The sequence below is a fragment of the Brevibacterium sp. 239c genome, assembly GCF_900169365.1.
In the GTDB taxonomy this organism is placed as follows: domain Bacteria; phylum Actinomycetota; class Actinomycetes; order Actinomycetales; family Brevibacteriaceae; genus Brevibacterium.
This window is the reverse complement of record NZ_FXZH01000024.1, coordinates 1-23,442: the sequence shown is the minus strand read 5'-3', so window position 1 is coordinate 23,442 and position 23,442 is coordinate 1. Positions and strand designations below refer to the sequence as shown.

25 protein-coding genes and 4 pseudogenes are annotated in these 23,442 nt (G+C 60.6%); 9 read left to right on the top strand and 20 right to left on the bottom strand.

The window, feature by feature from the left end; all coding sequences use genetic code 11:
- Positions 1 to 55: 55 nt before the first annotated feature.
- The 4 genes from BSP239C_RS17755 to BSP239C_RS17740 all read right to left on the bottom strand — a co-directional run bounded on the left by BSP239C_RS17755 (position 56) and on the right by BSP239C_RS17740 (position 4,196).
- Positions 56 to 1,555 carry a polysaccharide deacetylase family protein gene (locus BSP239C_RS17755; protein WP_101574682.1) on the bottom strand — a complete coding sequence of 500 codons (1,500 nt, stop codon included), beginning with the start codon at positions 1,553 to 1,555 and terminating at the stop codon, positions 56 to 58.
- 176 nt (positions 1,556 to 1,731) lie between these two features.
- Complete coding sequence (locus BSP239C_RS17750; RefSeq protein WP_219618924.1) at positions 1,732 to 2,346, bottom strand: TetR/AcrR family transcriptional regulator; 615 nt, start codon at positions 2,344 to 2,346, stop codon at positions 1,732 to 1,734.
- A 348-nt stretch (positions 2,347 to 2,694) separates the two neighbouring features.
- Entirely contained in the window at positions 2,695 to 2,961 is a 267-nt protein-coding gene (locus BSP239C_RS17745) for a hypothetical protein (RefSeq protein WP_101574680.1), read from the bottom strand.
- 596 nt (positions 2,962 to 3,557) lie between these two features.
- Positions 3,558 to 4,196, bottom strand: coding sequence for a TetR/AcrR family transcriptional regulator (locus BSP239C_RS17740; RefSeq protein WP_101574679.1), 639 nt, complete (start codon positions 4,194 to 4,196; stop codon positions 3,558 to 3,560).
- 114 nt (positions 4,197 to 4,310) lie between these two features.
- Between BSP239C_RS17740 and BSP239C_RS17735 the strand changes: the two genes are divergently transcribed.
- From BSP239C_RS17735 to BSP239C_RS21205, 3 genes and pseudogenes are all read left to right on the top strand, one after another.
- On the top strand, positions 4,311 to 5,186 hold the full coding sequence (locus BSP239C_RS17735; RefSeq protein WP_101574678.1) for an SDR family oxidoreductase: 876 nt from the start codon (positions 4,311 to 4,313) through the stop codon (positions 5,184 to 5,186).
- 85 nt (positions 5,187 to 5,271) lie between these two features.
- The gene (locus BSP239C_RS17730; RefSeq protein ID WP_219618923.1) at positions 5,272 to 6,186 is read left to right on the top strand and encodes an NADP-dependent oxidoreductase; all 915 of its coding nucleotides are present in this window, start codon (positions 5,272 to 5,274) and stop codon (positions 6,184 to 6,186) included.
- 113 nt (positions 6,187 to 6,299) lie between these two features.
- Positions 6,300 to 6,649: pseudogene (locus BSP239C_RS21205) on the top strand (IS1380 family transposase); the annotation flags it as partial.
- A 477-nt stretch (positions 6,650 to 7,126) separates the two neighbouring features.
- Here BSP239C_RS21205 and BSP239C_RS17725 read toward each other — a convergent pair.
- From BSP239C_RS17725 to BSP239C_RS17690, 9 genes and pseudogenes are all read right to left on the bottom strand, one after another.
- Positions 7,127 to 7,714: an isochorismatase family protein gene (locus BSP239C_RS17725; protein ID WP_101574677.1), complete on the bottom strand. Its 588-nt coding sequence runs from the start codon at positions 7,712 to 7,714 to the stop codon at positions 7,127 to 7,129.
- A 27-nt stretch (positions 7,715 to 7,741) separates the two neighbouring features.
- The gene (locus tag BSP239C_RS20810) at positions 7,742 to 7,900 is read right to left on the bottom strand and encodes a hypothetical protein (RefSeq protein WP_180959086.1); all 159 of its coding nucleotides are present in this window, start codon (positions 7,898 to 7,900) and stop codon (positions 7,742 to 7,744) included.
- Between the two features lie 71 nt (positions 7,901 to 7,971).
- Complete coding sequence (locus tag BSP239C_RS17720; protein ID WP_101574676.1) at positions 7,972 to 8,700, bottom strand: SDR family oxidoreductase; 729 nt, start codon at positions 8,698 to 8,700, stop codon at positions 7,972 to 7,974.
- Between the two features lie 101 nt (positions 8,701 to 8,801).
- Entirely contained in the window at positions 8,802 to 10,172 is a 1,371-nt protein-coding gene (locus BSP239C_RS17715) for an FAD-binding oxidoreductase (protein WP_101574675.1), read from the bottom strand.
- A 52-nt stretch (positions 10,173 to 10,224) separates the two neighbouring features.
- Entirely contained in the window at positions 10,225 to 11,010 is a 786-nt protein-coding gene (locus BSP239C_RS17710; protein ID WP_101574674.1) for an SDR family NAD(P)-dependent oxidoreductase, read from the bottom strand.
- A 56-nt stretch (positions 11,011 to 11,066) separates the two neighbouring features.
- Positions 11,067 to 11,951 carry a nitroreductase/quinone reductase family protein gene (locus tag BSP239C_RS17705; protein ID WP_101574673.1) on the bottom strand — a complete coding sequence of 295 codons (885 nt, stop codon included), beginning with the start codon at positions 11,949 to 11,951 and terminating at the stop codon, positions 11,067 to 11,069.
- A 69-nt stretch (positions 11,952 to 12,020) separates the two neighbouring features.
- Positions 12,021 to 12,245: pseudogene (locus BSP239C_RS17700) on the bottom strand (SDR family oxidoreductase); the annotation flags it as partial.
- A 53-nt stretch (positions 12,246 to 12,298) separates the two neighbouring features.
- Entirely contained in the window at positions 12,299 to 12,913 is a 615-nt protein-coding gene (locus tag BSP239C_RS17695; protein ID WP_101574671.1) for a TetR/AcrR family transcriptional regulator, read from the bottom strand.
- Positions 12,910 to 13,785 (bottom strand): NmrA/HSCARG family protein, encoded by an 876-nt coding sequence (locus BSP239C_RS17690; protein WP_101574670.1) that lies wholly within the window; start codon positions 13,783 to 13,785, stop codon positions 12,910 to 12,912. The genes BSP239C_RS17695 and BSP239C_RS17690 overlap by 4 nt, the downstream gene beginning before the upstream one ends.
- 255 nt (positions 13,786 to 14,040) lie before the next feature.
- On the opposite strand from BSP239C_RS17690, the gene BSP239C_RS17685 reads away from it, so the two are divergent.
- Both BSP239C_RS17685 and BSP239C_RS20805 read left to right on the top strand, forming a co-directional pair.
- On the top strand, positions 14,041 to 14,547 hold the full coding sequence (locus BSP239C_RS17685; protein WP_101574669.1) for a GNAT family N-acetyltransferase: 507 nt from the start codon (positions 14,041 to 14,043) through the stop codon (positions 14,545 to 14,547).
- A 197-nt stretch (positions 14,548 to 14,744) separates the two neighbouring features.
- Complete coding sequence (locus tag BSP239C_RS20805) at positions 14,745 to 14,897, top strand: hypothetical protein (protein ID WP_180959085.1); 153 nt, start codon at positions 14,745 to 14,747, stop codon at positions 14,895 to 14,897.
- A gap of 39 nt (positions 14,898 to 14,936) precedes the next feature.
- Here the strand turns inward: BSP239C_RS20805 and BSP239C_RS17680 are convergent, their stop codons facing one another.
- Positions 14,937 to 15,578 (bottom strand): PepSY domain-containing protein, encoded by a 642-nt coding sequence (locus BSP239C_RS17680; RefSeq protein WP_101574668.1) that lies wholly within the window; start codon positions 15,576 to 15,578, stop codon positions 14,937 to 14,939.
- 167 nt (positions 15,579 to 15,745) lie between these two features.
- Here BSP239C_RS17680 and BSP239C_RS17675 point away from each other — a divergent pair, with 167 nt between their 5' ends.
- The 3 genes and pseudogenes from BSP239C_RS17675 (at position 15,746) to BSP239C_RS17665 (ending at position 18,553) form a co-directional block, all read left to right on the top strand.
- Positions 15,746 to 16,600: a glycerophosphodiester phosphodiesterase gene (locus BSP239C_RS17675; protein WP_101574667.1), complete on the top strand. Its 855-nt coding sequence runs from the start codon at positions 15,746 to 15,748 to the stop codon at positions 16,598 to 16,600.
- A 305-nt stretch (positions 16,601 to 16,905) separates the two neighbouring features.
- Positions 16,906 to 17,892: pseudogene (locus BSP239C_RS17670) on the top strand (malate dehydrogenase).
- A gap of 67 nt (positions 17,893 to 17,959) precedes the next feature.
- Positions 17,960 to 18,553, top strand: a complete 594-nt coding sequence (locus BSP239C_RS17665) for a helix-turn-helix domain-containing protein (protein ID WP_145997489.1) — start codon at positions 17,960 to 17,962, stop codon at positions 18,551 to 18,553.
- 37 nt (positions 18,554 to 18,590) lie between these two features.
- Here BSP239C_RS17665 and BSP239C_RS17660 read toward each other — a convergent pair whose 3' ends face one another.
- The gene (locus BSP239C_RS17660; protein ID WP_101574704.1) at positions 18,591 to 19,007 is read right to left on the bottom strand and encodes a ChaB family protein; all 417 of its coding nucleotides are present in this window, start codon (positions 19,005 to 19,007) and stop codon (positions 18,591 to 18,593) included.
- A gap of 230 nt (positions 19,008 to 19,237) precedes the next feature.
- On the opposite strand from BSP239C_RS17660, the gene BSP239C_RS17655 reads away from it, so the two are divergent.
- Positions 19,238 to 19,759, top strand: coding sequence for a flavin reductase family protein (locus BSP239C_RS17655; RefSeq protein WP_101574665.1), 522 nt, complete (start codon positions 19,238 to 19,240; stop codon positions 19,757 to 19,759).
- Here the strand turns inward: BSP239C_RS17655 and BSP239C_RS17650 are convergent.
- The 5 genes and pseudogenes from BSP239C_RS17650 to BSP239C_RS17635 form a co-directional block, all read right to left on the bottom strand.
- Entirely contained in the window at positions 19,743 to 20,924 is a 1,182-nt protein-coding gene (locus tag BSP239C_RS17650) for an NAD(P)/FAD-dependent oxidoreductase (RefSeq protein WP_101574664.1), read from the bottom strand. The two genes, BSP239C_RS17655 and BSP239C_RS17650, sit on opposite strands and share 17 nt — an antisense overlap.
- 50 nt (positions 20,925 to 20,974) lie before the next feature.
- Positions 20,975 to 21,775, bottom strand: coding sequence for an SDR family NAD(P)-dependent oxidoreductase (locus tag BSP239C_RS17645; protein WP_101574663.1), 801 nt, complete (start codon positions 21,773 to 21,775; stop codon positions 20,975 to 20,977).
- Between the two features lie 48 nt (positions 21,776 to 21,823).
- Positions 21,824 to 21,976 (bottom strand): annotated as a pseudogene (locus BSP239C_RS21410) (DUF6480 family protein); the annotation flags it as partial.
- Between the two features lie 39 nt (positions 21,977 to 22,015).
- Positions 22,016 to 22,909, bottom strand: coding sequence for an SDR family oxidoreductase (locus BSP239C_RS17640; protein WP_101574662.1), 894 nt, complete (start codon positions 22,907 to 22,909; stop codon positions 22,016 to 22,018).
- Between the two features lie 89 nt (positions 22,910 to 22,998).
- Positions 22,999 to 23,181 (bottom strand): hypothetical protein, encoded by a 183-nt coding sequence (locus BSP239C_RS17635; RefSeq protein ID WP_101574661.1) that lies wholly within the window; start codon positions 23,179 to 23,181, stop codon positions 22,999 to 23,001.
- Positions 23,182 to 23,442: the final 261 nt, after the last annotated feature.

The window sequence follows — 23,442 nt, the reverse complement described above, 5'->3', positions numbered from 1 at the left end:
GAGTATCAACTGGGAGTGGTGTCGCTGATCGTGGGTGGAAGGCACAGTCTGCGCATCAATCCCTCTCGAGGGCCGGTTTAGCCATCGACTTTCCCTTCTCTACCATCGGGTGCTCCGGGTTCGAGCAGAGCGGGCCACCATATCCGCGGCAGTAGTACTCGCCCCCGGTTTCGAACGGCAAACCTTTGAACAGGTAACCCGCCGGTACCGGGTACAGCCCCTTGGCCTCGAGGTTCTTGTACAGTTGCGGCGCAGCTTTGACGGTTGTTTCATGGATCGAATGCATGAGAATGATCGACCCTGGTCCAGCTTTCGACCCCGCCTCGATCGTCTTGGCTGTGTTGAGCGTCTGCCAGTCCTGAGTATCGACACTCCATTGGACGATCCGCTTGTCCACGGTCCTGTCAACTGTTTTACTCGCTGCCCCATACGGAGGGCGCAGCTGCGTGGTCTTGGCCACCCCCTCTTTGGCCAGCGCAGCGTCAGTTTTCTTCATCTCCTGTTTGATTCTGGGAGCGGCTAGCGTATCCAGCTTGGAGTGGCTCCAGCTGTGGCCACCTACCTCGTTTCCCATTTCGAGCAGTTCCTTGCTCTCTTTATGGTGCTGATGGACGTTCCCACCAATCTGGTAGAAGGTGGCGCGCAGATCGGCGTCCTTGAGATGGTCAGCGAGCTCTTTCGTCATCTTTTCGTCTGCTGGACCGTCATCGTAGGTCAGTGCGGTGCACGGGATGAGTTCGCATGTGTAGTCCGGCAAGTAGGCCTCGGAATCAGGCGGAAGCTCGAGCGCTCGGCCAAGCGCTGAGCGGACCCGCTTGCCCAGATCTGTCAGCATACTTTCCCCGACGACGTCATGATCGATGGCTGGCATCCCCTTGTCGTTGACAGTCATCGTACCGACATCGCCCCTGACATTTTCGGACAGCAGATCGGCAGCTGGACTCGTTACGTTCTGGTCGACATCGGTGACGTAGGCCTTTTGTTTCTGCTTGCCGCCGACTGAAGTCATCAGGCGGCTGATAACGAAGTTTCCGCCGGCAGCAATGACCGAGTTCGTCACCGTGATCGGCTGAGAGGTACTGGCTGATTGAGTCCCGATATCCTGTTCCTCCGTGGCAACAGCTCTGCTGTCGGCGCCCGACAGTTGGTCGAATGTCGGATCATCACCAGGGCCCTCGATGAAGTTCATGACATCCCAGCGCTCGTCCGGATCGGTCAGTACCGGGTCGAATGCACGGTGCTTGTGGAATGCACCGCCATCTTTGAAGGCGGTGAGCATGTCCTTTTCCATCACGCCAGACAACGAGGACGCACCTGAGATGCTGAAGAAGTGCGCATCGATCTCCGGTCCATCGATCGTATGGATGGCGTAACTGTTGAGACGTTTGGCCAGCGAATTCGGCACACCGCCGACATCAACGCTGTTTCTGACTTCTCTGTCTTCGTCTTCGGCAGAAGCGCTGGTACAACCTGACAACAGCAGAGCAGAGGCGCAACAGGCGGCAGCGATGGCACCGAGTTTCGGTGATACGTGCAAGAAAACCAACTTTCGCATAACCAGCGTACGATCCAGCAGGATCCGAACGGCCTTTGAAACTGCTTCAGAGTGCAGCAGTCGAATGATGAAAGTGTCCTAACTGCTCGCGTACGACACTGACTGAGAAGATCCCCTTGTGGCGCGATCCGTGGCATCCACAACCAGGACGTGTTCGGTGTCGAAAAGTACGGGCGTCAACTTGCCTTCAATCCAGGTGGTGAAGGGGCCAGACCCGCAAGGAAGATTTGCTCCTGACGAGACAGATTCGCGTCCAACCAGTCGTCGTCGGGGGATAACGTTTGCGCAAGCATTGCTCCGAAGAACACGACATCACCGGCGGTGACGTCGGCTCGGACAGTACGATCTCTGTGTCCGCGCTCGAGGATGCGATCGATCCCGGTGTGGATCTGGTCCTGTATGCGTAGTGATTTCTCGGTCAGATTCACTGGTCCGCCGTGCAATGGCAGCACGAGTTGGTCGCGATGAGCGATGGAGCTTGTGAAGAATTCTTCGAGCGCACTGATCGCTGGGCCTTCGGCAAGAGCAGCTGATTCCACTACATTGAGGACCAGTCCGAAAGAACGCTCGGTCAATGCGTCAAGAAGCGCGTCTCGGGTGGGGTAGTTACGATAGAGCGTGCCGATGCCAACACCTGCGTCCCGGGCGATCGAAGCCATCGGTACCTGCCGCCCTTCCCGCAGCATCGCAGTGACGGCTGCTGCCAGCAACCGCTCCTGGTTCGCCACGGCATCGCTTCGCATATGAGGTCTCCGGCAAGTGGAGCGTTTCGGCTCAACGTCGTCGGTCACCAGCTCTGTCCTTTGAGCCATACACGTGAGTCTCGTACGTCGGGCATAAGATCCGGAGCGAACGCGATGTCGGCTAGGTCGGCAATCGACTTGATGGTGTCATTGCTCATCACAGCGTCTTCCTCCTCTGTTGCCGCGCCTCAGGAGAGTCCGAAGTCTCGTTACGGCTCTCTACAGAGTAACCGGATGTTTTCATCCGGTAAAATCATCGCACCCTATGAAGGCGCTGTAAATTCGAGACTTCAAAGGAGCTGATGGATGATTTCATCCGTTTTCGCTGACCGGTGACAGTAGCGGACCGCAATAATCTGGATGGCACGATAATTCGCTATAGCCGGGTATCCGAGCTCACGAGGGCCATCTGTCGATGAATCCTCTGCTCTTCCGAGCGATTTTTGCGGACTTGTAGTCGTGAACGTAATACCACGAATCCAGCAGGATCTGTCGGCTGTTCGGAACGTCGGAGAGAAAATCTTTCTGATATTTTCGCCACGGCTCCGTATCGATGCCGGCGCCCTCACCGGTGGAAGTGAAGAATAGCATCGGTACCTGCGGGGGCCGACCCGCTCCGACCTTTGCGGCATCCGCCTTGACCGCCTCTATCTCGTCGATCATCGGGCGTGTCTCCATCCTCCGGCGCTCGTCAAGTTTTTGAGTCAGTTCGTTGATGATTTCTCTTACTCCGCCAGGCCGGTCTGACCCGTCCCGCGGTAGTCAGCCCAAGCCTGTACCGGGACACGATGGTCTGCCCTGGCATTTGGACGCTATCGGTTGCACCAAGACTCGATATAGTCCCCAGCGCTCTTGTTCTTCTTCGAGGCCTGCTGGTATTCCTTGGCGTTTTTCGTGGCGATCTCTGTTCGAGTCATCATCGACAATTCACTCCCCATAGCTTCCGAAGGTCCACCATTTCGCGGGCAAAAGTATATGAGGCACCGAGGGACGCATCCGGTCGCTGCACGATCGCGGTGTGGAGTCGGCGCTTTCCGACTTAGCACCACGGGCAGCCCAGGTCGGCCCACATTTCAACTACGATCTGAGACTCGTCGGATGGAACGGACTGTTCAGTCATTATTTTCACCTCACTGTTGGTTCGTAACATCATGGGCGTGAGGTTTGAAGAGCTTACAAAAGGCACGATGAAGTGCGCCAGCGTCGCGTCCAGCGAACGTCGCGCCCAGGGGACCTATACCCTTTCACCGAAGAGCAGTTTATCCGGTCTGGCCGGGTCTCGTTCCGGTGAATCGGTCGTCGAGATCGTCGATAATGGCAGCGACGAGAGGGCGTAGTGCATCGGCGATCTGGTCGGGGTTTTGTCCGTCTCGGATGCGCTTGCCCCCTTCATCGATCACGGTTTGGGATATCCAGGCAAGTGCAATGCCGTGGACTTTGGCCACGCCGCGGCAGGTTCCGGGGGTGGTGTCGCAGATGGCTTCGGCGATGGCGTCGGCCAGTCGGTCGGTCATCTCCAACGACAGGCGCCGCACGGTCGGGCTAATGGTGGCCAGGCACCCCAGACTGCCGTTGAGTTGATCGTGAGGGATGTGCCGAATTGACTCGGTCAGCACCAGGGCTTCGCCGCGGATGGCATCTGCCGGGCTAGTGCCGGCAGTTCGCTCCCGGACACAGGTGACGAAGCGGTCGCGCACGTGCTCGTCACGATCGAGCACCAGATCCTGCTTGGCCGGGAAGTAATTGTAGACGGTCTGCTCGGACACGTCCGCAGCCGCGGCAACGTCGATGATCGCCACATTCTCGTACCCGCTCTCACCGAACAGGCGGGCCGCAGTTCTCGCGATGTGCCGGCGAGTCCGGACCTTCTTCCGCGCACGCAATCCGTCACCTTCCATACCGCTCATCCTAACCTAAAGTATTGCGGACACTATTTTTCGGGTCTACCCTAAAAATCATGGACTCGTGCAATCCGGCACGACCTAGCACGATCAAGCAAGGAGGAAACACCCATGACAATCTTGGTTACCGGAAGTACCGGTACCGTCGGGTCGGAAGTGACACGGCACCTGGCGGCGGCCGGGCAGCAGGTGCGCGCGCTCACCCGCTCCCCCGAGACCGCCGATTTCCCTCCTGGGGTCACGCCGGTGAAGGGCGAACTGACCGACATCGATTCCCTTCGGGCCGCCTTGGACGGGGCGAGCGGCCTGTTCCTGCTCAGCGCGGTATCGCAGGACGAGCTCACCGGCACTCTGATTGCCCTCGACCTGGCACATCGGGCCGGGATTCGGAACCTGGTCTATCTTTCAGTCATTCACGCCGACAGCTATGCGGCCCCACCGCACTTCGCCGCTAAGGCCGCCGCCGAGCGCGTTATCGCAGACCTTGACCTGCCAACCACGATTCTGCGACCCGGCTACTACATGCAAAACGACGCTTGGGAGAAGGACCGTATCCTGACAGAAGGCGTCTACGGCCCACCGGTAGGCAAGAAGGCTGTCCTGACCGTCGACACGCGCGATCTGGCCGAGGTCGCCGCTCGCGCTCTGCTTCGACGCCAGGAGAGCACCGATTCACTGCCGCGCGAGACTCTGGATGTCGTGGCTCCCGAAGTCCTGACCGGCGATACCATCGCCGCCATCTGGGCGGAGACGATCGCCCGACCCGTCTCCTATGGTGGCAACGATCTGGACGCCTTCGAAACCCAGATGCGGTCGTTCATGCCGGGATGGATGGCTTATGACCTGCGACTGATGATGCGCAGCTTCCAGGTCGATGGCATGACAGCGACTTCCGGTGCCGACCACGACCTGCATTCGCTGCTCGGTCGGCCCATGCGCTCCTACCGTGAGTTCGCTCGACAGACGGCACAATTATGGGAAGACTGATCATTCCTGGTCTCAGGCTCATTGGCTCGACGAGTGCACTCGTGCCGCGTCCAGGACCCGACTCAAGCGCGTGCCAGACCAAGCGATGAGCGAGAAGACCACGATGCGTGCCATCGAATACTCCACATTTGGCGGTCCTGATGTGCTCCGACTCGAGGAGGTAGATCTCCCCGAGCCAGGGCCGGGCCAGGTGCGGGTCGCCGTGCACGCTGCTGGAGTGAACACACTCGACTGGAAGATCAGGGAAGGCCAGCTCGGTGAGCAGCCCATGCCACAGCGACCGGGGTTGGAACTAGCCGGAGTTGTCGATGCCACCGGGTCCGGTTGCCGGGCCACGATCGGCGAGCAGATCTTCGGATGGTCGCTCACCGGAGCCTACGCCGACTATGCCCTAGCCGACATAGTGGCAAGCAAACCACGTGCACTCCCCTGGCACGAGGCCGCCTCCCTGCCTGTCGCCGGCGAGGCGGCAGTACGCGCCCTGCGTGAACTCGAGATCCGCCCCGGCGAAACACTGCTCATTCACGGTGCCAGCGGCACTGTCGGCACCATCGCCACCCAGCTCGCCATCGCCGCCGGCGCCATCGTGATCGGAACCGCCGACGACGCTAACACCGACTACCTCTCTGGGCTCGGCGCCATACCTGTAAAATATGGCGGCGGACTCACAGGCCGAGTACGCGAGATCACGACACGAATCGATGCTGTACTTGATGCCGCCGGATTCGGGGCGCTGCCAGACTTGCTCGCCCTGCGTGGCAGCACCGAGCGTATCCTCACCCTGGCCGACTCCGCTGCGTCGCGCAAGGGCGTCCGGTTCTCCAGCAGAACTCCCAGCGTCAACGACGCCGAGAGTCTCACCGAACTCGCAACCAAAGTCACGACCGGCCAACTTCGCCTCCGCCGCGGTCACATCTACTCGTTACCTCAGGCTGCCGACGCCCAACAAGACAGCGCCACCAGCCACACTCGCGGCAAAATCACCCTCAAGATCAGCTAACACCGGGCGTGCCCGCAAGGCCATTACGACATGTCGATGCGCTGGGTCCATGAGTTTTACGTGTCGAGCAGGTCAGGGCTGAACAGATCTTCGATCGTCTATCGTCTTGTTGCTTGGCTGACCTGGAAGTCCGGCCCCGACCACTGGCCAGGTGTGAAGGTCGGATCCACATCGCAAAAGACTCGGGTCTGGCCAACTTCCCGCTGAAGGGGTTTGATCAGACCCGGATCTGGTTGGCCATCGTCGCTTTGGCAGGAGAGATCCAATCCGAGACTGCGCTGCTGGCGTTTCCAGCTCACGAGATGCGCCAGTGGGAGCCGAAGCGATTGCGGATGCACGGTTCACGATCGCGCGGACTGGAGGGAAGACGATCGTGCATGTGAAGAACACTATCCGCTGGGCAAGTGCTGTCGTTACCGGAATTGCACGGTTACGAAGCCTACTAGCTCCAGAACCTGGATAGAGAACTGGAGTCCTGGGACTGATGCAAGTTCGGGTGCCAGTTCCCTCGCCGAGGCCTTCGACTCACTCTATAGGGCCGAGCCCATCCAGATCATGAGCCCGTGCAAGGGGCATTGATGATGTCAAGAACACGAGCGCCGAATGGGTGCACAGTTCAACCCGTACCGGTCATACGGATCGTTCGGCGCGGCAACGCCCGCTCCAGGCACTTGCAGAAGATGCCTCGAAGCCGCTTGACACACAATAGGCGCATCAAGAGCCCGCATCGCGAGAGGGCAACAAGCGATTGAAGAACGCGTGGGTCCACTCGAAGTTGGCCAGTTGAACTCGCCATTCACGATGGTCAAGCACGGGGCCTCCTGCGAAGAGAAGACCCCGTGCTTGACCATGAACGTAACGGTCGACTGCTCGGATCGGCCCACTACTAGGCGTTCTCCCAGTAAGAGGGGCGTCCGTTCGGCCAGCGTCGGGACGCCGCTCAGGACTGAGGGATGAGTTCGGCGATGGTCGGGAGGAGCGCCTGACCGGCGGGGGAGTCCCAGGCGCGTGCCAGGCCGGTGAGGGTGGTGTTGGTGGAAGTGATCATCGCGCCTGCGTCCTGCATCCGGCGGAGTGCAGTCTCGTCGGCGATGGAGGTGGTCGACCCTCCGGCGTCGGCGACGACTTCCACGCGGTACCCCTGACTGAGTGCGGTGAGGGTGGGGTAGATCGTGCAGACGTCGTTGGTGACACCGGCGATGATGAGGTTGCGTCGGCCAGTGTCGGTAACGGCCCGGGCGAAGGCGGGGTCTTCGAGGGCATCGACCACTCCGGTCCGCTGGATTCGGTCGGCGAACTCGGCAGGGGCGATCTGTTCGAACTCCGGAGCGAGTCGGCCTTGTGCGTGATCCTCGAGGGAGGAGGTCAGCACCAGCGGCATCTCGAGTGCTTTGGCGGACTTGGCCAACGCGAGGGCATTGGCCTTCATCAGGTTCTGGTCGATCGATCCGACCCAGCTCATGGTGCCGAGCTGGTGGTCGATCAGGAGGATGGCGGTGTCTTCTGGGGTGAATCGGTCCGGTGACATGATGCTCCTTCGTGTGTGATGTGGCTGTCAGAGATTTTCGTTGTGATATTGAGGGCTCAGTGCGGCGCCGCGCTGCAGGCGGTCACCGGTCTGTGCCGGATCGGGCACAGCCGTGCGATTCGGGAGTGGCTCTCCCGACAGTGCAAAGAACTCTTCAAGGTCCGGCGGGGTGAGCATGGTCAGCATTCGTGCATCCGCTGTGGAAGGGTTCGTGAAGCGGTGAGGTGCACGCGCCGGGGAGCCCTGCGAGGGTCGTGTCAGAGAGGCTGCGGCTGATTGTGCCTGACTGCCTGTGGGTAGACGTCGATCGGGTCGGCAGACAGCGCTGCTTTGACTGCTCGGGTGTCATTGTCGGCCAAGATCTCCAGCTCGCCAGCTTCGAACCCGTCGAGCGCCTCAATGGCAACGGCTTGCGGAGTGTTCTTGGGAATATCCAGAGACGTGATCATCTCAGTATCGGTGCTCGCCATGTGGAGCCCTGTGACCTGGGTGTTCTGTCCGCTGAGTTCGATGCGAAGCCCGTTTGTCATGGCCCATACGGCTGCTTTCGAGGCTGCATATCCGCTGGAGTGCTCCATGCCGAACCACGCGGCTGCCGAAGAGACATTGAGAATGCTTCCACCGCCGTTTGCCTCCAGCACCGGTGCGAATGCGCGCACCATCGCCAGTGTGCCGAAGTAGTTGGTCTCCATCTCGCTGCGGATGTCAGTGAGATCCCCGCCCACAAGTGGGGCAAAGGTGGTGACCCCCGCATTGTTGATCAGCACGTCGACATCGTCGACGACAGCGGCCGTTCGTGCGACCGCTTCACTGTCCGTGATGTCGAGAGTGATGGGTGTGATCCGGGGGTCGTCGACAACTGCGGAGATGTCGCGAGCGGCAGCATAGATCTTCTCAGCTCCGCGAACGAGCAGTTCGTCGACGAAGGCACGGCCGATTCCACGGTTGGCGCCGGTGATGAAGATCGTAGATTTGCTCAGTTGCATGGTGTTGGTCCTTTACTTGAATGTTCGGAATCACTGCTTCAGCGCAGCAGGCTGAGGTGATGCCGATGTCGGATACTTCGAGACAGTGCGGTTGAGAAGGGCTATGGCCGTCTCCGATCGGGCAGCGCAGTTGCCTGGAACACTCCTTTCTGGTCGAACCTGTTCTTGACGTCGAGCAGCCGCGAGGCGTTCGGCCCGTAGGCCAGGGCAGTCTGATCTTCCTCGTCAGGGCCCAGAAGGTTCGGGTAGCCGCCCGGCAGAGCGTGTGGGGCCAATGCTGATGCGGCGATCGCGGTCCAGTCGGAGACGGACTCACCGGCTTCGATCATTTCGATCATCAGATGGTCTTCACGTCGGCCGAACGCCGCGCTGCCAACCGCCTGTTGACTGGCCTGACCGTGGAAGTGATGAACGTTGAGGAAAGACCGGGACGATTCTCGGGACCCATATGCTTCGAGCAGGGCCGTCGCAGCCGCCGAATCCAATACCTTGATGTTTCGAGTGCCGATGGAATAGTGAATACCGTCGGGCATCACATCGTCGAGCTGCCGCAGCTTGGACAACGGGGTCATCACGGCGATGTCCACGGCCAGAGGAGCGGCAAGTTCCGTGAATTCCTTGATGAATGCGTCACCGTCCGCGAGGGCTCCCGACCATGTTGCTGACACCGCAACGATAGGAAAGTCCTCGGCAGAGGGCACGATGGAAACGACGGCGGTGAGTTCATCGGGCGCCCGCGCAGCCAACTCGCCGTATCCGGTCAGAACCTGCTCCGCGAGTTCGAACGGGAAGGTGAAGGATCCCACCAGAACTTCTGCCAGCGGGTGCAGTGCCACTTCGATGGAGGTGACGACACCGAAGTTTCCCCCGCCGCCTCTCAGCGCCCACAGCAGATCGGGGTGAACGTCCTGGTCGGTTCGCACTACTCGGCCGTCGGCCAGCACCACCTCGGCGCCCACCAGGTTGTCGGCCGCCAATCCGAGACTTCCACACAGCGGCCCGTAGCCACCCGCCAAGGTCAGACCCGTCATCCCGACAGATCCGACGGTTCCGGTGGCGGCCGCGAGTCCGAACCGGTCAGCGGCTGCGGCCACATCTTCTGAGGTGGCCCCGCCTGCCACAGTCGCGATGCCGTCGTGGACCGAGATCCCATTCATGCTCGACAGGTCGATGACCAGGCCGCCTGTGCGTATCGCGCGACCGGCCCAGTCGTGACCTCCTCCGCGGACCGACAGCGGCATGGCGAATTCGGTTGCAGTTGCGACGGCGTGCTGCACATCTGCCGACGTTTCACAGCGGACCACCACAGCCGGGCGATGGTTGACCGCGCCGTTCCAGATCGCTGCCGCCGCAGCGATCTCACTTTCTTCCGTCACGATGCGCGCCGGACCGATCTGTTCCGATAGGGCCGCCCGCACGGCCGAAACTATCGCCTCGTCGGCAGTGGTCATTGTCTCTTGTGATGTCATCATCTGTCTTCATCCATTCGTGTGTCGGTATCGAGCGCCAGGATTTCCGGGCCGGCTACCGTTGCTGGTCAACCGATCGGAGGAGGAGTTCATTAACCGCAACATGTGGAGGCTGAGAGACCGCGTAGACAATCGCCTCTGCGACATCGTCGGGCTCGAGCAGCCCAATGGCAGCAGAGAACTCCGCAACCGCGTCACGGGTCGGTGCATGGGTGATGTGTGTGGGCAGCTCAGTCGAGGTGGCTCCCGGTTCGATCACGACGACCCGCACTCCGCGAGTGGTCACCTCCTGACGCAGCGACTCGGAGAATGCGCTGACCGCGGCTTTGCTCGCGTTGTAGACACCGGTCAGCGGTCCAACCGCGCGTCTGTCGGCTGAGGACAGTTGCACAACTGTGCCCTTGTCGGCCAGCAGGTGCGGCAATGCAGCATGGGTCATGTACATGAGGCCGAGGACATCGGTGTCGATCATTCGACGCCAGTCGTGTGTGTCGGCATCTTCGATGGGACCAAGCAGCATCAGTCCCGCATTGTTGACCAGTATGTCGATCCCGCCGAAGTGTTCCACACAGGTGTCGACAGCGTTTCGGCAGGAAGATTCATCGGTGACGTCAAGATCGATGGCTCTCGCAGTTCCGCCGAAGGCTTCGATTTCAGCGACGAGGTCATCCAGCAGTGGGCGACGGCGCGCCGCGACCGCAACAACGGCACCGTGTTCGGCAAGTTTCTTTGAGATTGCCGCTCCGATCCCGGACGAGGCCCCGGTAACTAAGGCCACTTTGCCCTGCAACGACAAGTGATCGTGCAGAGATGGTCGTCGTTCATCGACATTCAGATTCATTGCTCTCCTACTTTCGGCCGCGCCAGAAGCGCGGTTATGTTATGGATCGGGTTTCGTCAGGTGTGTGGGAGGTTCTCGATCGCGAAGCGGGGCCCGAGTTCGAGGGCAGTGGACAGGTTCTGCTTCGCCTCCTCGGCGCTCATGTCGCTGACGCTGGTGCGTGTGGGAAGCGGCTGTCCCCACTTGCTGAAGTATTCGTCGAGCCCGGGTGGAGAGACGACGCACAGCATTCGTGCCTGGGCAGCTGTGGAGTTGTGGAAGAAGTGTGGTGCACGTGCTGGGATATTGACGACTTCGCCGGAGTTGACCGTGGTCGTTTCACCGCGAAAGGTGACGTCTATCTGCCCATCGAGAATGTAGAACATCTCCTCGAAGTCGTGTCGATGTGGCGGTGGTCCCCCACCGGCGGGTACGAGCATGTCGATCAGCGCATAGCGTCCGGCTGTGTCTTCCCCATTGAGAACCATCGTGTAGTTGTCACCGACCACCCCGAAGTGGGCCAGAGACTCGTCGGTTTCGGGGTGCCGTACAGAGATGCTGCGAGTTGGGTCGTCGGGGGCGAGTCGGGCCGGCATCAGGTCGTGGTCGGCGCGACCGTCAGGCTCGCGGGCGGTCAGTCGGAGGACGGATGAAAGATCCCGACCGCTGCGTTCCTCCGCGTGGACGGCGATGGTGCGGATATCGTTGTCGACCGGAGTTTCGATGACGATATCCGGATACGCGCGAAGGTTCGCTACCCACCTCGGGCCAGGTGGCGGTCCCTCGCCTGGGAGCTCGACGACCCAGTCGTCGCCGTCTCGCAGCGATAGCACCGGAGTGATCAGTTCTGCACCGTTGTCAGCCTCGCGCGTGTGCAGAAGCACCGGACCGAAGCTGGCGGACTCGGCTCGTCCATTATTGGCTCTGAATTCTTTGATGATGCTGTCGTGTAGATCGTTCATTGTCGCTTGCCCTTCCTGTGTGATGAATTTTCCCTTTGTTTGGGGGCTGGTGGACGCCCGTTGCCGGCTTCAGTTCATGAACATTCCGCCGTCAACGTTGAGGGTCTGGCCCGTCATGAAGTCGGAGTCCGGCGAGGTAAGGAAGTAGACCGGCCACACCAGATCGTCGGGAAGTTGGTCGCGGGCCAGTGCCCGACCGGTTCGCTGTGCCGCAGTGAGCTCCGGGTCGAAATGCTCCACCACCGGTTGGGTCAGAGTCAGTCCCGGAGTGATGAGGTTGACGGTGATTCCGTCGGCACCGACGGTGACGAGGACTTCTGCGCTGTCGCGGTTGTCGCGTCAGCGCATCAGATTATGTCCAATACGGGTGGTACTGGAGCCAAGCCACCCAGGAAGATCCGCTCCTGGCGAAGCAGATTAGCCTCCAGCCAGCCGTCATCCTTGGACAGAGGCTGCGCGAGCATGGCGCCGAAAAACACAACATCAGATGCTGTGATATCGGTTCTGACGGTGAGGTCGTCCCGGCCGCGGTCAAGAATTCGGGCAATGCCGGCATGGATCTCTGTACGAAGGCGTCGTGATTCGTCGCTCAGATCGTCAGGTCCGCCGTGCAGCGGGAGGACGAGCTGCTCGCGGTGAGCGATGGTGCTGGTCAGAAACGCCTCGATCGCGCCGATCGCCGGTCTTTCGCCGACGGCGGCTTCTTTCACCACGTCGAGGACGAGCCCGAAGGACCTCTCGGTCAGTGCTTCCAAGAGCGCTTCACGAGTCGGGTAGTTGCGGTACAAGGTGGCGATGCCGACACCTGCATCCCGGGCGATCGAGGCCATCGGCACCTGCCGTCCTTCCCGCAGCATCGCGGTCACCGCGGCCGCGAGAAGACGCTCCTGGTTCGCCAACGCGTCACTGCGAGTCTGGGATTTATGCTGTGACGGGCCTTTCGGCTCGGCGTTCTCACTCATCGGTTCTGCTCCTTGATCCAGCTGGGCAGATCGAGCACTTCGGGCACAAGGGTGCGTGTCAGGCTCATGTCGGCACGATATGCCGGGAGCTGAGCGAACCAGGTGAACATCTTCTTCTGGTCCTCATCGGGCAAAATATCCACCGACATCGGCTCATACCTGGCTGGGATTCCCATTGCACGGGCAAATGCCGCGGCAACTTCCTCTCCGGTCAATTCGTCGCCGGCGATCTCTATTGCTCCGCCGGGAATGCCTGCGGGTTCCAACAGGGCAGCCGCGGCTACCCGTCCGATGTCGCGAGTGGAAACCATCTGCAGTGGCACTCCCCCCGGCAACGGCAGACGGACCACGAGAGTGTCGCCGTCCATTGTGGGTTGTGAGAAGGACGCGAAGTTGTCCATGAAGAATGCGGGTCTGATAAACGTTGTGCGCAGGTCCAATTCCTCGAGGTGTTCTTCGACGCGCCGCTTGCTCTCGAAGTGGGGGATGCCGGTTGCTCGTTCGGCTCCGCCGACCGAGCTGTAGACCAACCTGCCGACGCCGGCTCGGTAAGCGGCGTTGCCGATGGCCAGACCGTGCTCAGTTTCGCCGCGTGTTCCTCCGGGCCCGGCGAATGTCGTCATGGCAAAGACTGCTGCGGCTCCGCGAAGGGCCTCTTCAAGTGAGCTGGCGTCGTTGAGGTCGGCGGTGACGAGTTCGGCGCCGGCCTGGCCCAAGTACTGTGCGCGCGGTGCGCTCGGGTCACGGACGAGCGCTCGAACCGGCACTCCCCGGCTCAGAAGTGCCGAGACAACGGCTCCGCCCTGCTGTCCTGTACCGCCGATCACGGCAATCGTGTCGCCCTTCGTTGTCAGGCTGTTGTTGGTGTTCATGTCCTATCTCCTCTGCTGTCGCGATCTCGTGCTCTCGCGGGAATTTGCGAGCCTGTACATCCATCAACTTCCAATACGGATGAATTATTCCACTTATTTTAAAACTCTTTCGCGCATATCAAAGCTGAGTGCGATTAGACTGGATAACTGGAACTTTCATTCCGATTGAAACACCCCGCGAGAATGACCACCAGCAGGCAGGCAGGCAGATCGCCGAGCACTCCCGCTGCGGATTTGAGGAAAGGCCACCGACGCATGAGCAGAGAATCCGAATTCACCTTGAAGCCCTTCGCTGAAGGCGATGCTGCGGAAGTGGCCGTGCTCCAGCGGTGCTGTTGGGTCCCGGAAGCAATGCTGAATGACACCCTGAATATCCCTGCACTTCACGAGACCGTCGACGATGTACTGCGGTGGCCCGAGTCCTGGGAAACGCTGTGCCTGCGGCGTGGAGATCGACTTGTCGGTGCTGTGAGGGGGCAGTCCACCGGCGGTGGCTCCTGGGAGATCGGTCGCCTGATGGTGGCACCTGATTTGGCGCGTCAGGGACTAGGCCAGTGGCTGCTCAAAGCCGGAGAGAACCTGGCGCCCGAGGAGACGACCAGATTCATTCTGTTCACCGGAGCGAGAAGTGAACGAAATATTCGCATCTACCAGCAAGCCGGCTATGAGATCTGCGAACCGCCCTCCGACATCAGCGAGCATGTGGCTGGAACCGTCTTCCTTGCGCGACCCACGACTGCAGGAATTTCGGCCACAGCCTGAAAGCCCACCACCGCGATCATCGCGGCCGCCGGCACGGCTCTGGCCATTGCAACAGGGGCCGCAATCGCCAGTGTCAGAACGAAGGACTACTTCACCAAGCACGTCCGCGCAGCCGAAGACCTCGGCTACACCGGTCGGCCATCACCTGCCCAACCACGTTCCTGAAAGCAAACACTCGTCACGATGGAGACGGTAATTTGCTGGCTGCCCTCAGCCATGAGGACCTGTCCCTCGTCGAGGAGCTGCTGCCGGAGAACCAGACCGTTCGAGTCAACAGTTCGCACGACATCCACTTCGCACAGACGATGATCTACACCGACACGCTGAACGAGTTCGCTGCCCGCGCCTGAACAGATCGATGGCGCGCGGGCGCTACTACCAAGAAGGCCTCAGTCGACCGTCACCTTCTTCGATTCGACATTGACTGTGACTTCGGTTTCGGTTCCCTTGTCATCGAAGTCGAACTGGTATTCGCGCTGCCCATCGTCATATTCGAGCTTCCAACCGGAGAGACGGCCTTCGCCCTTCTTCTTGGCCAGGTCGAACGCTTCGTCATACGTCATCGGAGATTCGAGGTCGATGGCCTTTTCCTTGTCATCACTGTCTTCCGATTCGTCGCGAACGACCTTGCCGGTGTCTGCATCAATGACGACTTTATGGTCAGTCGTGCCGTCCATGATCTTGACATCGTATTCCCATTTACCGTCGTCACTGTCGTAATCGAGTTCGATTGCGTGCAGAACCCCGTCTTTGGCCTTGGCCTTATCCTGTGCCGTCTTGACAGCGTCCTTGGCCGAAGTGGATGGAGATTCCTTGCTCAGATCTGCATCTTCGAAAAGCTTGGAATCTGAGGTCTTCGCCTCGTCTGTGGAACCTTCATCGCTGGGTTCCGACGCATCCGCTGCCTGAGTCTCGGCAGGGGCCTGCGACTCTTGAGCATCGTCATCTGAAGTGCCCGAGCACCCCGCGAGCGCCAGCCCTATTCCGAGCACACCTGCAACTGCAACCTGGGACATTCGATTCGTCTTCATACGGTCACGCTAACACTCGTCTGGTGGACTGAAAACCCCGCCGGAGGGCACTGAATACGCCACCGGTCGGAGGCCCATCAGAACTGCTGCCATCATTCTTCTGTTCTCATCCTGCTGTTCATTTCTCGTCCTCCGGGAGCTTGCCTGGCACCCATAGCGTCACAAGCGTGATTACGACTGAGCAGAACAAGGTCCGCCCTCGTCCTTCTACGATCCTCGCCGCCGCGGTGCTCACCCTGACGGCGACTCTCGGCCCCGGCGTCGTCGCCGCCTCCGCACACAGTCTCGGCTCATCCTCCGAGAACGGCTATGCGGCACCCCATCAGGTCTCCGAACTCGAATTCCCCACCACGATCTCCCACCGGGGCGGCTCCGACGTCTACCCGGAGGAGTCCATGGAAGGATTCACCGCCTCGGCGACGGACGGGTTCCTGCCCGAGATGGACATCCAGTTCCTCGAAGACGGCACCCCTGTCCTCATCCACGACGACACGGCCGACCGCACACTAAACGGAGCCAGCGGCCCCATCCGCAACCTCAGCCGCGAAGAATGGGACGCTGCGACCATCAAGCACCCACAAGGTGGCGAACCGGCACAGACGGTGACTCTCGATGAGGCACTCGACGAGCTCGGCGGGGAGGTCGTCATGGTTCCCGAGATCAAGCCCGGGGCCACTTCGGCGGAGGTCGATCAGGTTCTCGACGTCTTCGACGAACGCGGACTGGCCGACTCACTCATCGTCCAGTCCTTCGACTTCGAGGCGGCGAAGACCATCGCCGAACGCGGCTACACTTCCCTCTACCTCTCGGGCGCAACCCTGCCGCAGGAATCCTTCGATGAGATCGCCGCTGCTGGCATCGAATGGGTCGGCCCCAGCAAGAATCTGCCCACCGGGGACCTGCGCAAACTCGACAAGGCAGGCTTCCACGTCGCTCCCTATACTCTCGGGACGGCGAAGGACGGGCACCGTCTGCCCGGCTGGATCGACGGCTACTTCACGGACGATGCCTGGACGAACTAGCGGGCAATGCCGCCAGCCTCAGAGACGAAATGTGACTCCTGCCTGATGCCCAGCGGTGACGAGCCGATAGAATCGGCTCGTCACCTTTCTCTCGAGAAGTTGCAGTGACGTCCGACGCAGCGATGCCGCACACGCGACCATGACGGGCCTCAACAAGGAAGTGGATTCCTCGTCATGCCGCACCGGCATCCTCCTCACTGACGTGGCGTTGATGGAGTGTTCACCGACGAACACCGCCGTTGCGCACGAGAGGACAGCCTGCATCGCCTGCGGTAAACTCCCACCACAATTAAGGAGCACAATCTATGAACGCCCCTATCAAAGTCGCCGTCACCGGTGCGGCCGGTCAGATCGGCTACAGTCTCCTCTTCCGCATCGCCAGCGGCGCACTCTTCGGCCCCCACACTCCAGTTCAGCTGCGCTTGCTGGAGATCACACCCGCACTGACCGCACTCGAAGGCGTAGTCATGGAACTCGAGGACTGTGCCTTCCCCACCCTCGACTCGGTTGAAATCGGCGATTCGGCCGAGCACATCTTCGACGGCGTCAACCTCGCCCTGCTCGTGGGCGCTCGGCCCCGGTCTCAGGGCATGGAGCGCAGTGACCTCCTCGAAGCCAATGGCGCGATCTTCACCGCCCAGGGCAAGGCACTCAATGCAGTCGCCGCCGACGATGTCCGCATCGGCGTCACCGGGAATCCGGCCAACACCAATGCGCTGATCGCAATGCGCAATGCGCTCGACATCCCCGCCGAACGTTTCAGCGCGCTGACCCGCTTGGACCACAACCGCGCCCTGGCGCAACTGGCCAAAAAGGCCGCGGTAACGGTGGCCGACATATCCAAGATGACGATCTGGGGCAACCACTCAGCCACATAGTATCCCGACATCTACCACGCGGAAATCGGCGGAGTGAATGCAGCCGAGGTCATCGGCGACCAATCCTGGATCGAAAACGATCTCATCCCCACGGTTTCCGGGCGCGGTGCCGCAATCATCGAGGCGCGCGGGTCGTCCTCAGCGGCCTCTGCTGCCGCGGCGACGATCGACGCCGCCCGCGATTGGCTGCACGGCGCACCCGAGGGCGACTGGGCCTCGATGGCTGTGGTCTCCGATGGCTCCTATGGGGTGCCTGAGGGACTGATCTCCTCCTATCCCGTGACAACTTCGGACGGGAACTGGGAGATCGTGCAGGGGCTGGAGATCAACGACTTCAGCCGCAGGATGATCGACGCCACCGTGGCTGAGCTGGCCGAGGAGCGTGAGTCCGTGACCGGTCTCGGACTGATCTGAGGTCGCGGGGTTGAGCGGATCTGCTGATATTCTCAAGATCTTATTGCCCCGTTGAGCGAAGGTTCCCGTGAGCGCTGAGAATGACGTGCCGACTATGGCTGATCCGAGTGTGGAGTACATGGGTGCCCTCATTCGCCGCCTGCGGGAATCGGCCGGGATGACTCTGGCTGACCTCGGCCGCGTGGCCGGGGTCAGTCAGGGACTGCTGAGCCAGATCGAACGTGGCCTGGGCAATCCCGCGTATCTCACGCTGCTCAAGATTGCCAAGGCCCTTGATGTACCCGTCGGACGTTTCTTCGACACTGGTGAGGAGCCTACCGACAACCGTGTGGTCCGCGCCGATGGCCGCAGGCAGCTGCAGGTCACCGATCGTGGGCTCGTCTACGAACTGCTGACGCCGACCATGAACGGTCAGCTGTTGGTGCTCAAGGTGCGTGTCCCGGCGGGTTACTCCAACGAGTCGGTGCCCTTCGGCCATCATCGTGCCGAGGAATGCCTATTCGTCCTCGAAGGGGCCTGCTATTTCCAGATCGGCGAGGACGGCTACACCCTCGAGGCGGGTGACAGCATCACCTACCAGGGCGACCAGCCGCACTGGTTCCGTGTCATCGGAGACGCCGAGGCGGTCATCATCGCCACGATGACTCCCCCAGTGTTCTGAGGCCCGGTATTCGGAAGGCTCAGGCCTCGGTCAGACTTCAGGCGTTCTTCTTCGTCTGCTTATTGCTTTCACGCTCGAGGGCCTCGACGAGTTCGTTCTTGTTCATCGTCGAACGTCCCGGGATCTTCAGCGAAGTTGCCAGCTGGTACAGGTGATCCTTCGTAGCATTGGCGTCCACCCCGCCAGCGGTCGGGCGATCGGTGTTCTTCCCGCCCTTGGCCTGTGAGTCGGATGGCCCCGGCGAGGATTTCGGTTCCCACTTGTCACCGACCTTCTCGTGGGTGTGCTTCAACGCATCGTAGGCCACCTGGTGAGCACGCTCTTCGTCGTCGTATTCCTCCATTGCGGAGTCATAGGTCTTCGCGAAAGTGCGCTGGGCCTTGGCATCCGAATGTCGCAAGGTCGCTGGAAGCTCTGACTTCTTCGGCACTCCTGAGCTGCTCATCTTCGGCATGGTGACCACTTCTCCTCACGTACGCGGGTGTCACGGTTATTCCGACCGTAACGCAGATCACCTTCACATGTCAGGAGCCGTGCCGCACAGCCTCGGCGTCGATATCGCCTCGCCCCTTTATCGCGGGTGTGCTGGAACCGAGTGAAATGACTCCGGGGCCAGTGAATCTTGTCCGCCGTCGAGCAGGGGCGTACGTTTGACGCACGACGCTGTCGCAGAAGGGATCCGCCATGGATGAGGAGACGTTTGACGGCCTGATGGTGTCCACGGATGCCGCTCTGATCGTGGTGACCACCGCTGCAGAGAACGAACGTGCAGGTTGCCTGGTGGGATTCCACTCGCAGTCGAGCATGTCTCCTCAGCAGTACGGTTTCTGGCTGTCGAAGGCCAACCACACCTATCAGGTGAGTCTGCGGGCCACCCATTTCGCGATTCACTTCCTCACTGCCTCAGATCTCGCCATGGCGCAGCGCTTCGGTGCCCGATCTGGCGAGGACACTGACAAGTTCCGCGCACTCGATATCCATTCCACCGAGCAGGGGGTTCCATTGCTCAGTGCTCTGCCCAACCGGATAGTCGTCGAACGCATCTCCATGCTCGACGACGGAGGGGACCACGTCGGCATCACCGCACGGGTGATCTCGAGTGAGACCACTGGACCCTTCGCGCCCCTGCGGCTGTCCCACATCGGCGACCTCTCTGCAGGCCGCGACAATGACTCACGAGCAATCGATCCTAAGGCAGGCGGCTGACCAGGTCGCTGCTGGAGTGGGGCCAGTCTTCAGCCAGGATGGCCCGAGCAGTATCCAGACCGCCGTCCAGATTCACCAGGAGCACGCCTTGCACCCGGTTCTCGTCGTTCAGGTAGTAGACCACGCCCTCCGTCTGCGGTTTCTGCCAGTCCTCGATCGTCTGCAGGTCTGAACTCAGCGTCCCCACCGCCTGATAGCCGAAGTCGAAGACGTTGGTGTAGAAATACGGTGTGTGCGTGTAGGTCTCGTCGCTTCCAGCCATGATCCGTCCGGCTGTGTTGCCCATCTGGGTCGCATTGTCCACATGCTCGACACGTTGGCGGCCGAGGATCCGGTCAGGGTAATGGGCAACATCACCGGCTGCATAGATGTCAGGATGAGAGGTCTCCAAGGACTCGTCGACCGTGATTCCATCACCGGTGGCGATTCCTGCCTTCTCTGCCAGATCGGTTGACGGATCAATTCCCAGGCCCACAACGACAGCATCGAACTCGTGAGTGCCCTCGCCGTAGTCCAGTGCAACATGCTGGCCCTCGGCACGGCCACCGGACACCTTGGTGCCAGGGACCAGAGTCACTCCCTGGTCGCGATAGAGCTGGTGAAAATGATCGGCGAGATCGGGCGGGAAGACGGAACCGCACAGTGTCTCATCGTCGAACAGAAGCGTCGTGTTCGTCTTGTTCTGCACCAGTGCCGCTGCCAGCTCAGTGCCGATGAACCCGCCTCCGATCACGGCAATATTGAGATTCCTTCCGGTGAACTCACGCAGGCGACGATAATCATCGAACCTGCGGAAATAGACGACACGCTCGCCTTCCGCAAGGTCAATCTGCTTCGGTTGCCCACCGGTGACGAAGAGCAGCTTCTCGAAACTGTACTCTCCGTCCGAGGCCGTCACTGTCTTGGCCTTAGGGTCAACGCTGGTCGCTTCAGTGCCCAAATGGAGCTGAGCCCAGGTGTCGGCAACGGTCGACAGGTAGTTGTCGTCCTCGTCGAAGCTCGGGTCCGTCCACAGCTTCTTACTCAGGGCAGGTCGTGTGTATGGTTCATCGACATCGTTGCTGATGATCGCGATGGAACCGTCAGCATCGAGCTCCCGTATGCCACGGGCAGCTGCGTCAGCGGCCATTCCTCCACCGAGGATCAGATAGCGAAAATCCTGCATGATTCAGACTCCTTCTCATATCGTCTACCGCGTGCCCGTGATCACAACATTCAGATTGTGGCGACTGATCCGGCATCGACGCGATAGTTGGAACCGTTGACGAAGCTGGCGGCGTCGGAGCACAGGAACGCGATGACGTGAGCCACCTCTTCCGGTCTGCCCCTCCTGCCCAGCTCCATGAAGGGCCGTTCTTCGCGCAGGAACGACGCAATCGCCTCATCGAAGGACACTCCCAACGATTGGGCACGTTTACTCATCATTTCGTCGGTCATCGGGGTCTCGATGAATGCCGGCGACACTGTGTTCACGAGCAGCCCCTCAGAGGCGTAGGTGCGGGAGAGACCCTTGGCCAGGGAGAGAAGTCCTGCTTTGGCAGCGCAGTACGGCAGCTCGTCGTCATAGGGTTGGACCGCGTCCTCGGAGGAGACGAATACGATTCGCCCCCAGCCGCCGCGCCTCAGGCCCGGGAGGAAAGCCCGCGTGACACGCACGGGCCCCATCAGGTCGACATCGATTGTATGGTCCCATCCCTCTTGGCTGATCTCGTGGAACAGACCACCTTCACCATGGATCCCGGCAATATTGATGAGGATGTCGAGGTCGCCGACTTCATCCTCCATTTTCTGCGCAAGTCTCTCGATGGCTGCAGGGTCAGTGACATCGGCGGCAATGGCGTGTGGGCGGTTTTCGGACCCCGGCAGCTGTTGGACTGCGTGATGGAGTTTGTCCGGTTCACGGTCAGTCATGACGACTGTGGCACCTTCAGCCAACAGCAGTTGTGCCGTGGCGAATCCGATGCCTGAATCGGCGCCGGTGACCAGTGCTTTGCGTCCGCGAATGTTGAGATCCATAGTGTCTCCTTTCAGAGCTTTGGCATACGGTTCGCCTCAAAGGTGGCCTCAGCTGAACAGACCGACGGCGTAGGCGACGAATACCACGATGAGGATGGCCAGTACTGCGCCGATTCCGACGAACATCCACTTCGTCCGCGGAAGTCTCCTATCGGGTGCGTGCGGCGGAGATGCCGTCGCCGAGTTTGATTCCGGTGGTGTGGCGCCGGGCCGACAACGGTGTTGGCCGAGAACGTTCTGTCACGGCGTGGGCTGGCCCCCATTGACGTTGAGAGTCTCACCCAGGACGTAACTCGACTCCGCCGAGGTGAGGAACACATAAGCTGGCGCGAGTTCCGTCGGCTGACCGGCTCGGCCCAAGGGAGTGTTCTTCCCGAAATGGGGCAGTGCTTCCTTCGGCTGGCCGTCAGAGACTTGGAGTGGTGTCCAGATCGGGCCGGGTGCGACCGCGTTGACCCGGATGCCGCGTGGAGCCAGCTGAGTGGCCAGTCCTTTGGTGAAGTTGTTGATCGCAGCTTTAGTCGACGCGTAGTCCAGCAGGTGGGTCGACGGTGAATACGCTTGAACGGACGTTGAGTTCACAATCGTTGCGCCGGCGGGCAGATAACCCACTGCTGTCTTCGTCACGCGGAACATGGCCCGAATGTTGGTCTCGAAGGTATTGCCCCACTGCTCATCGGACAGATCTTCGATCTCTTCGACCGCGATCTGGCGCCCCGCGTTATTCACCAAGGCGTCGAGTCCGCCCAGCCCGTCGGCCGCATCATGGACGACCTGCTGGCAGTAGTCGGGGTCGGCGAGGTCACCAGGCAGTGGCACCGCTGTGCCGCCGGCCTCGCGGATGACGTCACAGACGTGGCGTGCGTCGTCCTCCTCAGCAGGAAGGTACGACAGGGCGACATCTGCTCCTTCGCGAGCGAAGGCGATAGCAACGGCCGAGCCGATGCCGGAATCGGCACCGGTGATCAGCGCCTTGCGCCCCTTGAGCCGACCGGTGCCGCGATAGCTCTGTTCGCCACGGTCAGTGCCTGGAATCAATTCAACGTCCAGGCCCGGCTCAGGCTGGTCCTGTTTGGGTGGAGAGATGTCCGGAAATCGTTTCACCGGATCCTGGAAAGTCAGTTGGTCGCTCATGAGCTGTGGCCCCTTTCAACTGATGGTCGATTCGCTTCGGCTGGCCAGGGTCTGTTGAGAGATAAGCCGCCCGTTGAGAGATGAGCTGGTCAGTAATGCGCTGGCGGATCGCTTGCGGGAAAAGACTCGTCTTCCCACTCATCAACCAACTCATCATCGTGTTCCTTGGTGGAGTTATCTGTTCCGGGCGTTTCAGCAACATCGTGCGGCGCTTCATCGGGAACAGTGTTGAGGGTCTTCTCCATGCTCTCGGTTTCTCGATCATTCGTCATCGTCGCCTCTTCTCACTGATGCCGCATCCGCGATCATCAGACTCATTGCGATCTTGGTCAGCACGGTGCTCTCTGAAGCTTCCGTACTATCCCGGTGCCGTCACATTAACAGTCTCCTCGGAGTCTCGTAACCCCCCGCGTTGACTCATAGAAAACCTCCGCGTAACCCACATCGTTGCCCCACATGAAAACCTCCGGGAACACCGAGTCGTTGACTCAAAAGAAAACCTCCGCCACCGGAGTGGCTCCAACCCACGGGCA

What these genes read in the sequence shown, in the direction of transcription:
- BSP239C_RS17735 (WP_101574678.1), top strand. Translation starts at nt 4,311, where the DNA reads ATGACAATCTTGGTTACCGGAAGTACCGGTACCGTCGGGTCGGAAGTG.
- BSP239C_RS17755 (WP_101574682.1), bottom strand. Translation starts at nt 1,555, where the DNA reads ATGCGAAAGTTGGTTTTCTTGCACGTATCACCGAAACTCGGTGCCATC.
- BSP239C_RS17710 (WP_101574674.1), bottom strand. Translation starts at nt 11,010, where the DNA reads ATGAATCTGAATGTCGATGAACGACGACCATCTCTGCACGATCACTTG.
- BSP239C_RS17655 (WP_101574665.1), top strand. Translation starts at nt 19,238, where the DNA reads ATGGATGAGGAGACGTTTGACGGCCTGATGGTGTCCACGGATGCCGCT.
- BSP239C_RS17695 (WP_101574671.1), bottom strand. Translation starts at nt 12,913, where the DNA reads ATGAGTGAGAACGCCGAGCCGAAAGGCCCGTCACAGCATAAATCCCAG.
- BSP239C_RS17680 (WP_101574668.1), bottom strand. Translation starts at nt 15,578, where the DNA reads ATGAAGACGAATCGAATGTCCCAGGTTGCAGTTGCAGGTGTGCTCGGA.
- BSP239C_RS17725 (WP_101574677.1), bottom strand. Translation starts at nt 7,714, where the DNA reads ATGTCACCGGACCGATTCACCCCAGAAGACACCGCCATCCTCCTGATC.
- BSP239C_RS17730 (WP_219618923.1), top strand. Translation starts at nt 5,272, where the DNA reads ATGAGCGAGAAGACCACGATGCGTGCCATCGAATACTCCACATTTGGC.
- BSP239C_RS17640 (WP_101574662.1), bottom strand. Translation starts at nt 22,909, where the DNA reads ATGAGCGACCAACTGACTTTCCAGGATCCGGTGAAACGATTTCCGGAC.
- BSP239C_RS20810 (WP_180959086.1), bottom strand. Translation starts at nt 7,900, where the DNA reads ATGCTGACCATGCTCACCCCGCCGGACCTTGAAGAGTTCTTTGCACTG.
- BSP239C_RS17635 (WP_101574661.1), bottom strand. Translation starts at nt 23,181, where the DNA reads ATGACGAATGATCGAGAAACCGAGAGCATGGAGAAGACCCTCAACACT.
- BSP239C_RS17720 (WP_101574676.1), bottom strand. Translation starts at nt 8,700, where the DNA reads ATGCAACTGAGCAAATCTACGATCTTCATCACCGGCGCCAACCGTGGA.
- BSP239C_RS17740 (WP_101574679.1), bottom strand. Translation starts at nt 4,196, where the DNA reads ATGGAAGGTGACGGATTGCGTGCGCGGAAGAAGGTCCGGACTCGCCGG.
- BSP239C_RS17685 (WP_101574669.1), top strand. Translation starts at nt 14,041, where the DNA reads ATGAGCAGAGAATCCGAATTCACCTTGAAGCCCTTCGCTGAAGGCGAT.
- BSP239C_RS17745 (WP_101574680.1), bottom strand. Translation starts at nt 2,961, where the DNA reads ATGATCGACGAGATAGAGGCGGTCAAGGCGGATGCCGCAAAGGTCGGA.
- BSP239C_RS17645 (WP_101574663.1), bottom strand. Translation starts at nt 21,775, where the DNA reads ATGGATCTCAACATTCGCGGACGCAAAGCACTGGTCACCGGCGCCGAT.
- BSP239C_RS17660 (WP_101574704.1), bottom strand. Translation starts at nt 19,007, where the DNA reads ATGCCGAAGATGAGCAGCTCAGGAGTGCCGAAGAAGTCAGAGCTTCCA.
- BSP239C_RS17650 (WP_101574664.1), bottom strand. Translation starts at nt 20,924, where the DNA reads ATGCAGGATTTTCGCTATCTGATCCTCGGTGGAGGAATGGCCGCTGAC.
- BSP239C_RS17705 (WP_101574673.1), bottom strand. Translation starts at nt 11,951, where the DNA reads ATGAACGATCTACACGACAGCATCATCAAAGAATTCAGAGCCAATAAT.
- BSP239C_RS17690 (WP_101574670.1), bottom strand. Translation starts at nt 13,785, where the DNA reads ATGAACACCAACAACAGCCTGACAACGAAGGGCGACACGATTGCCGTG.
- BSP239C_RS17715 (WP_101574675.1), bottom strand. Translation starts at nt 10,172, where the DNA reads ATGATGACATCACAAGAGACAATGACCACTGCCGACGAGGCGATAGTT.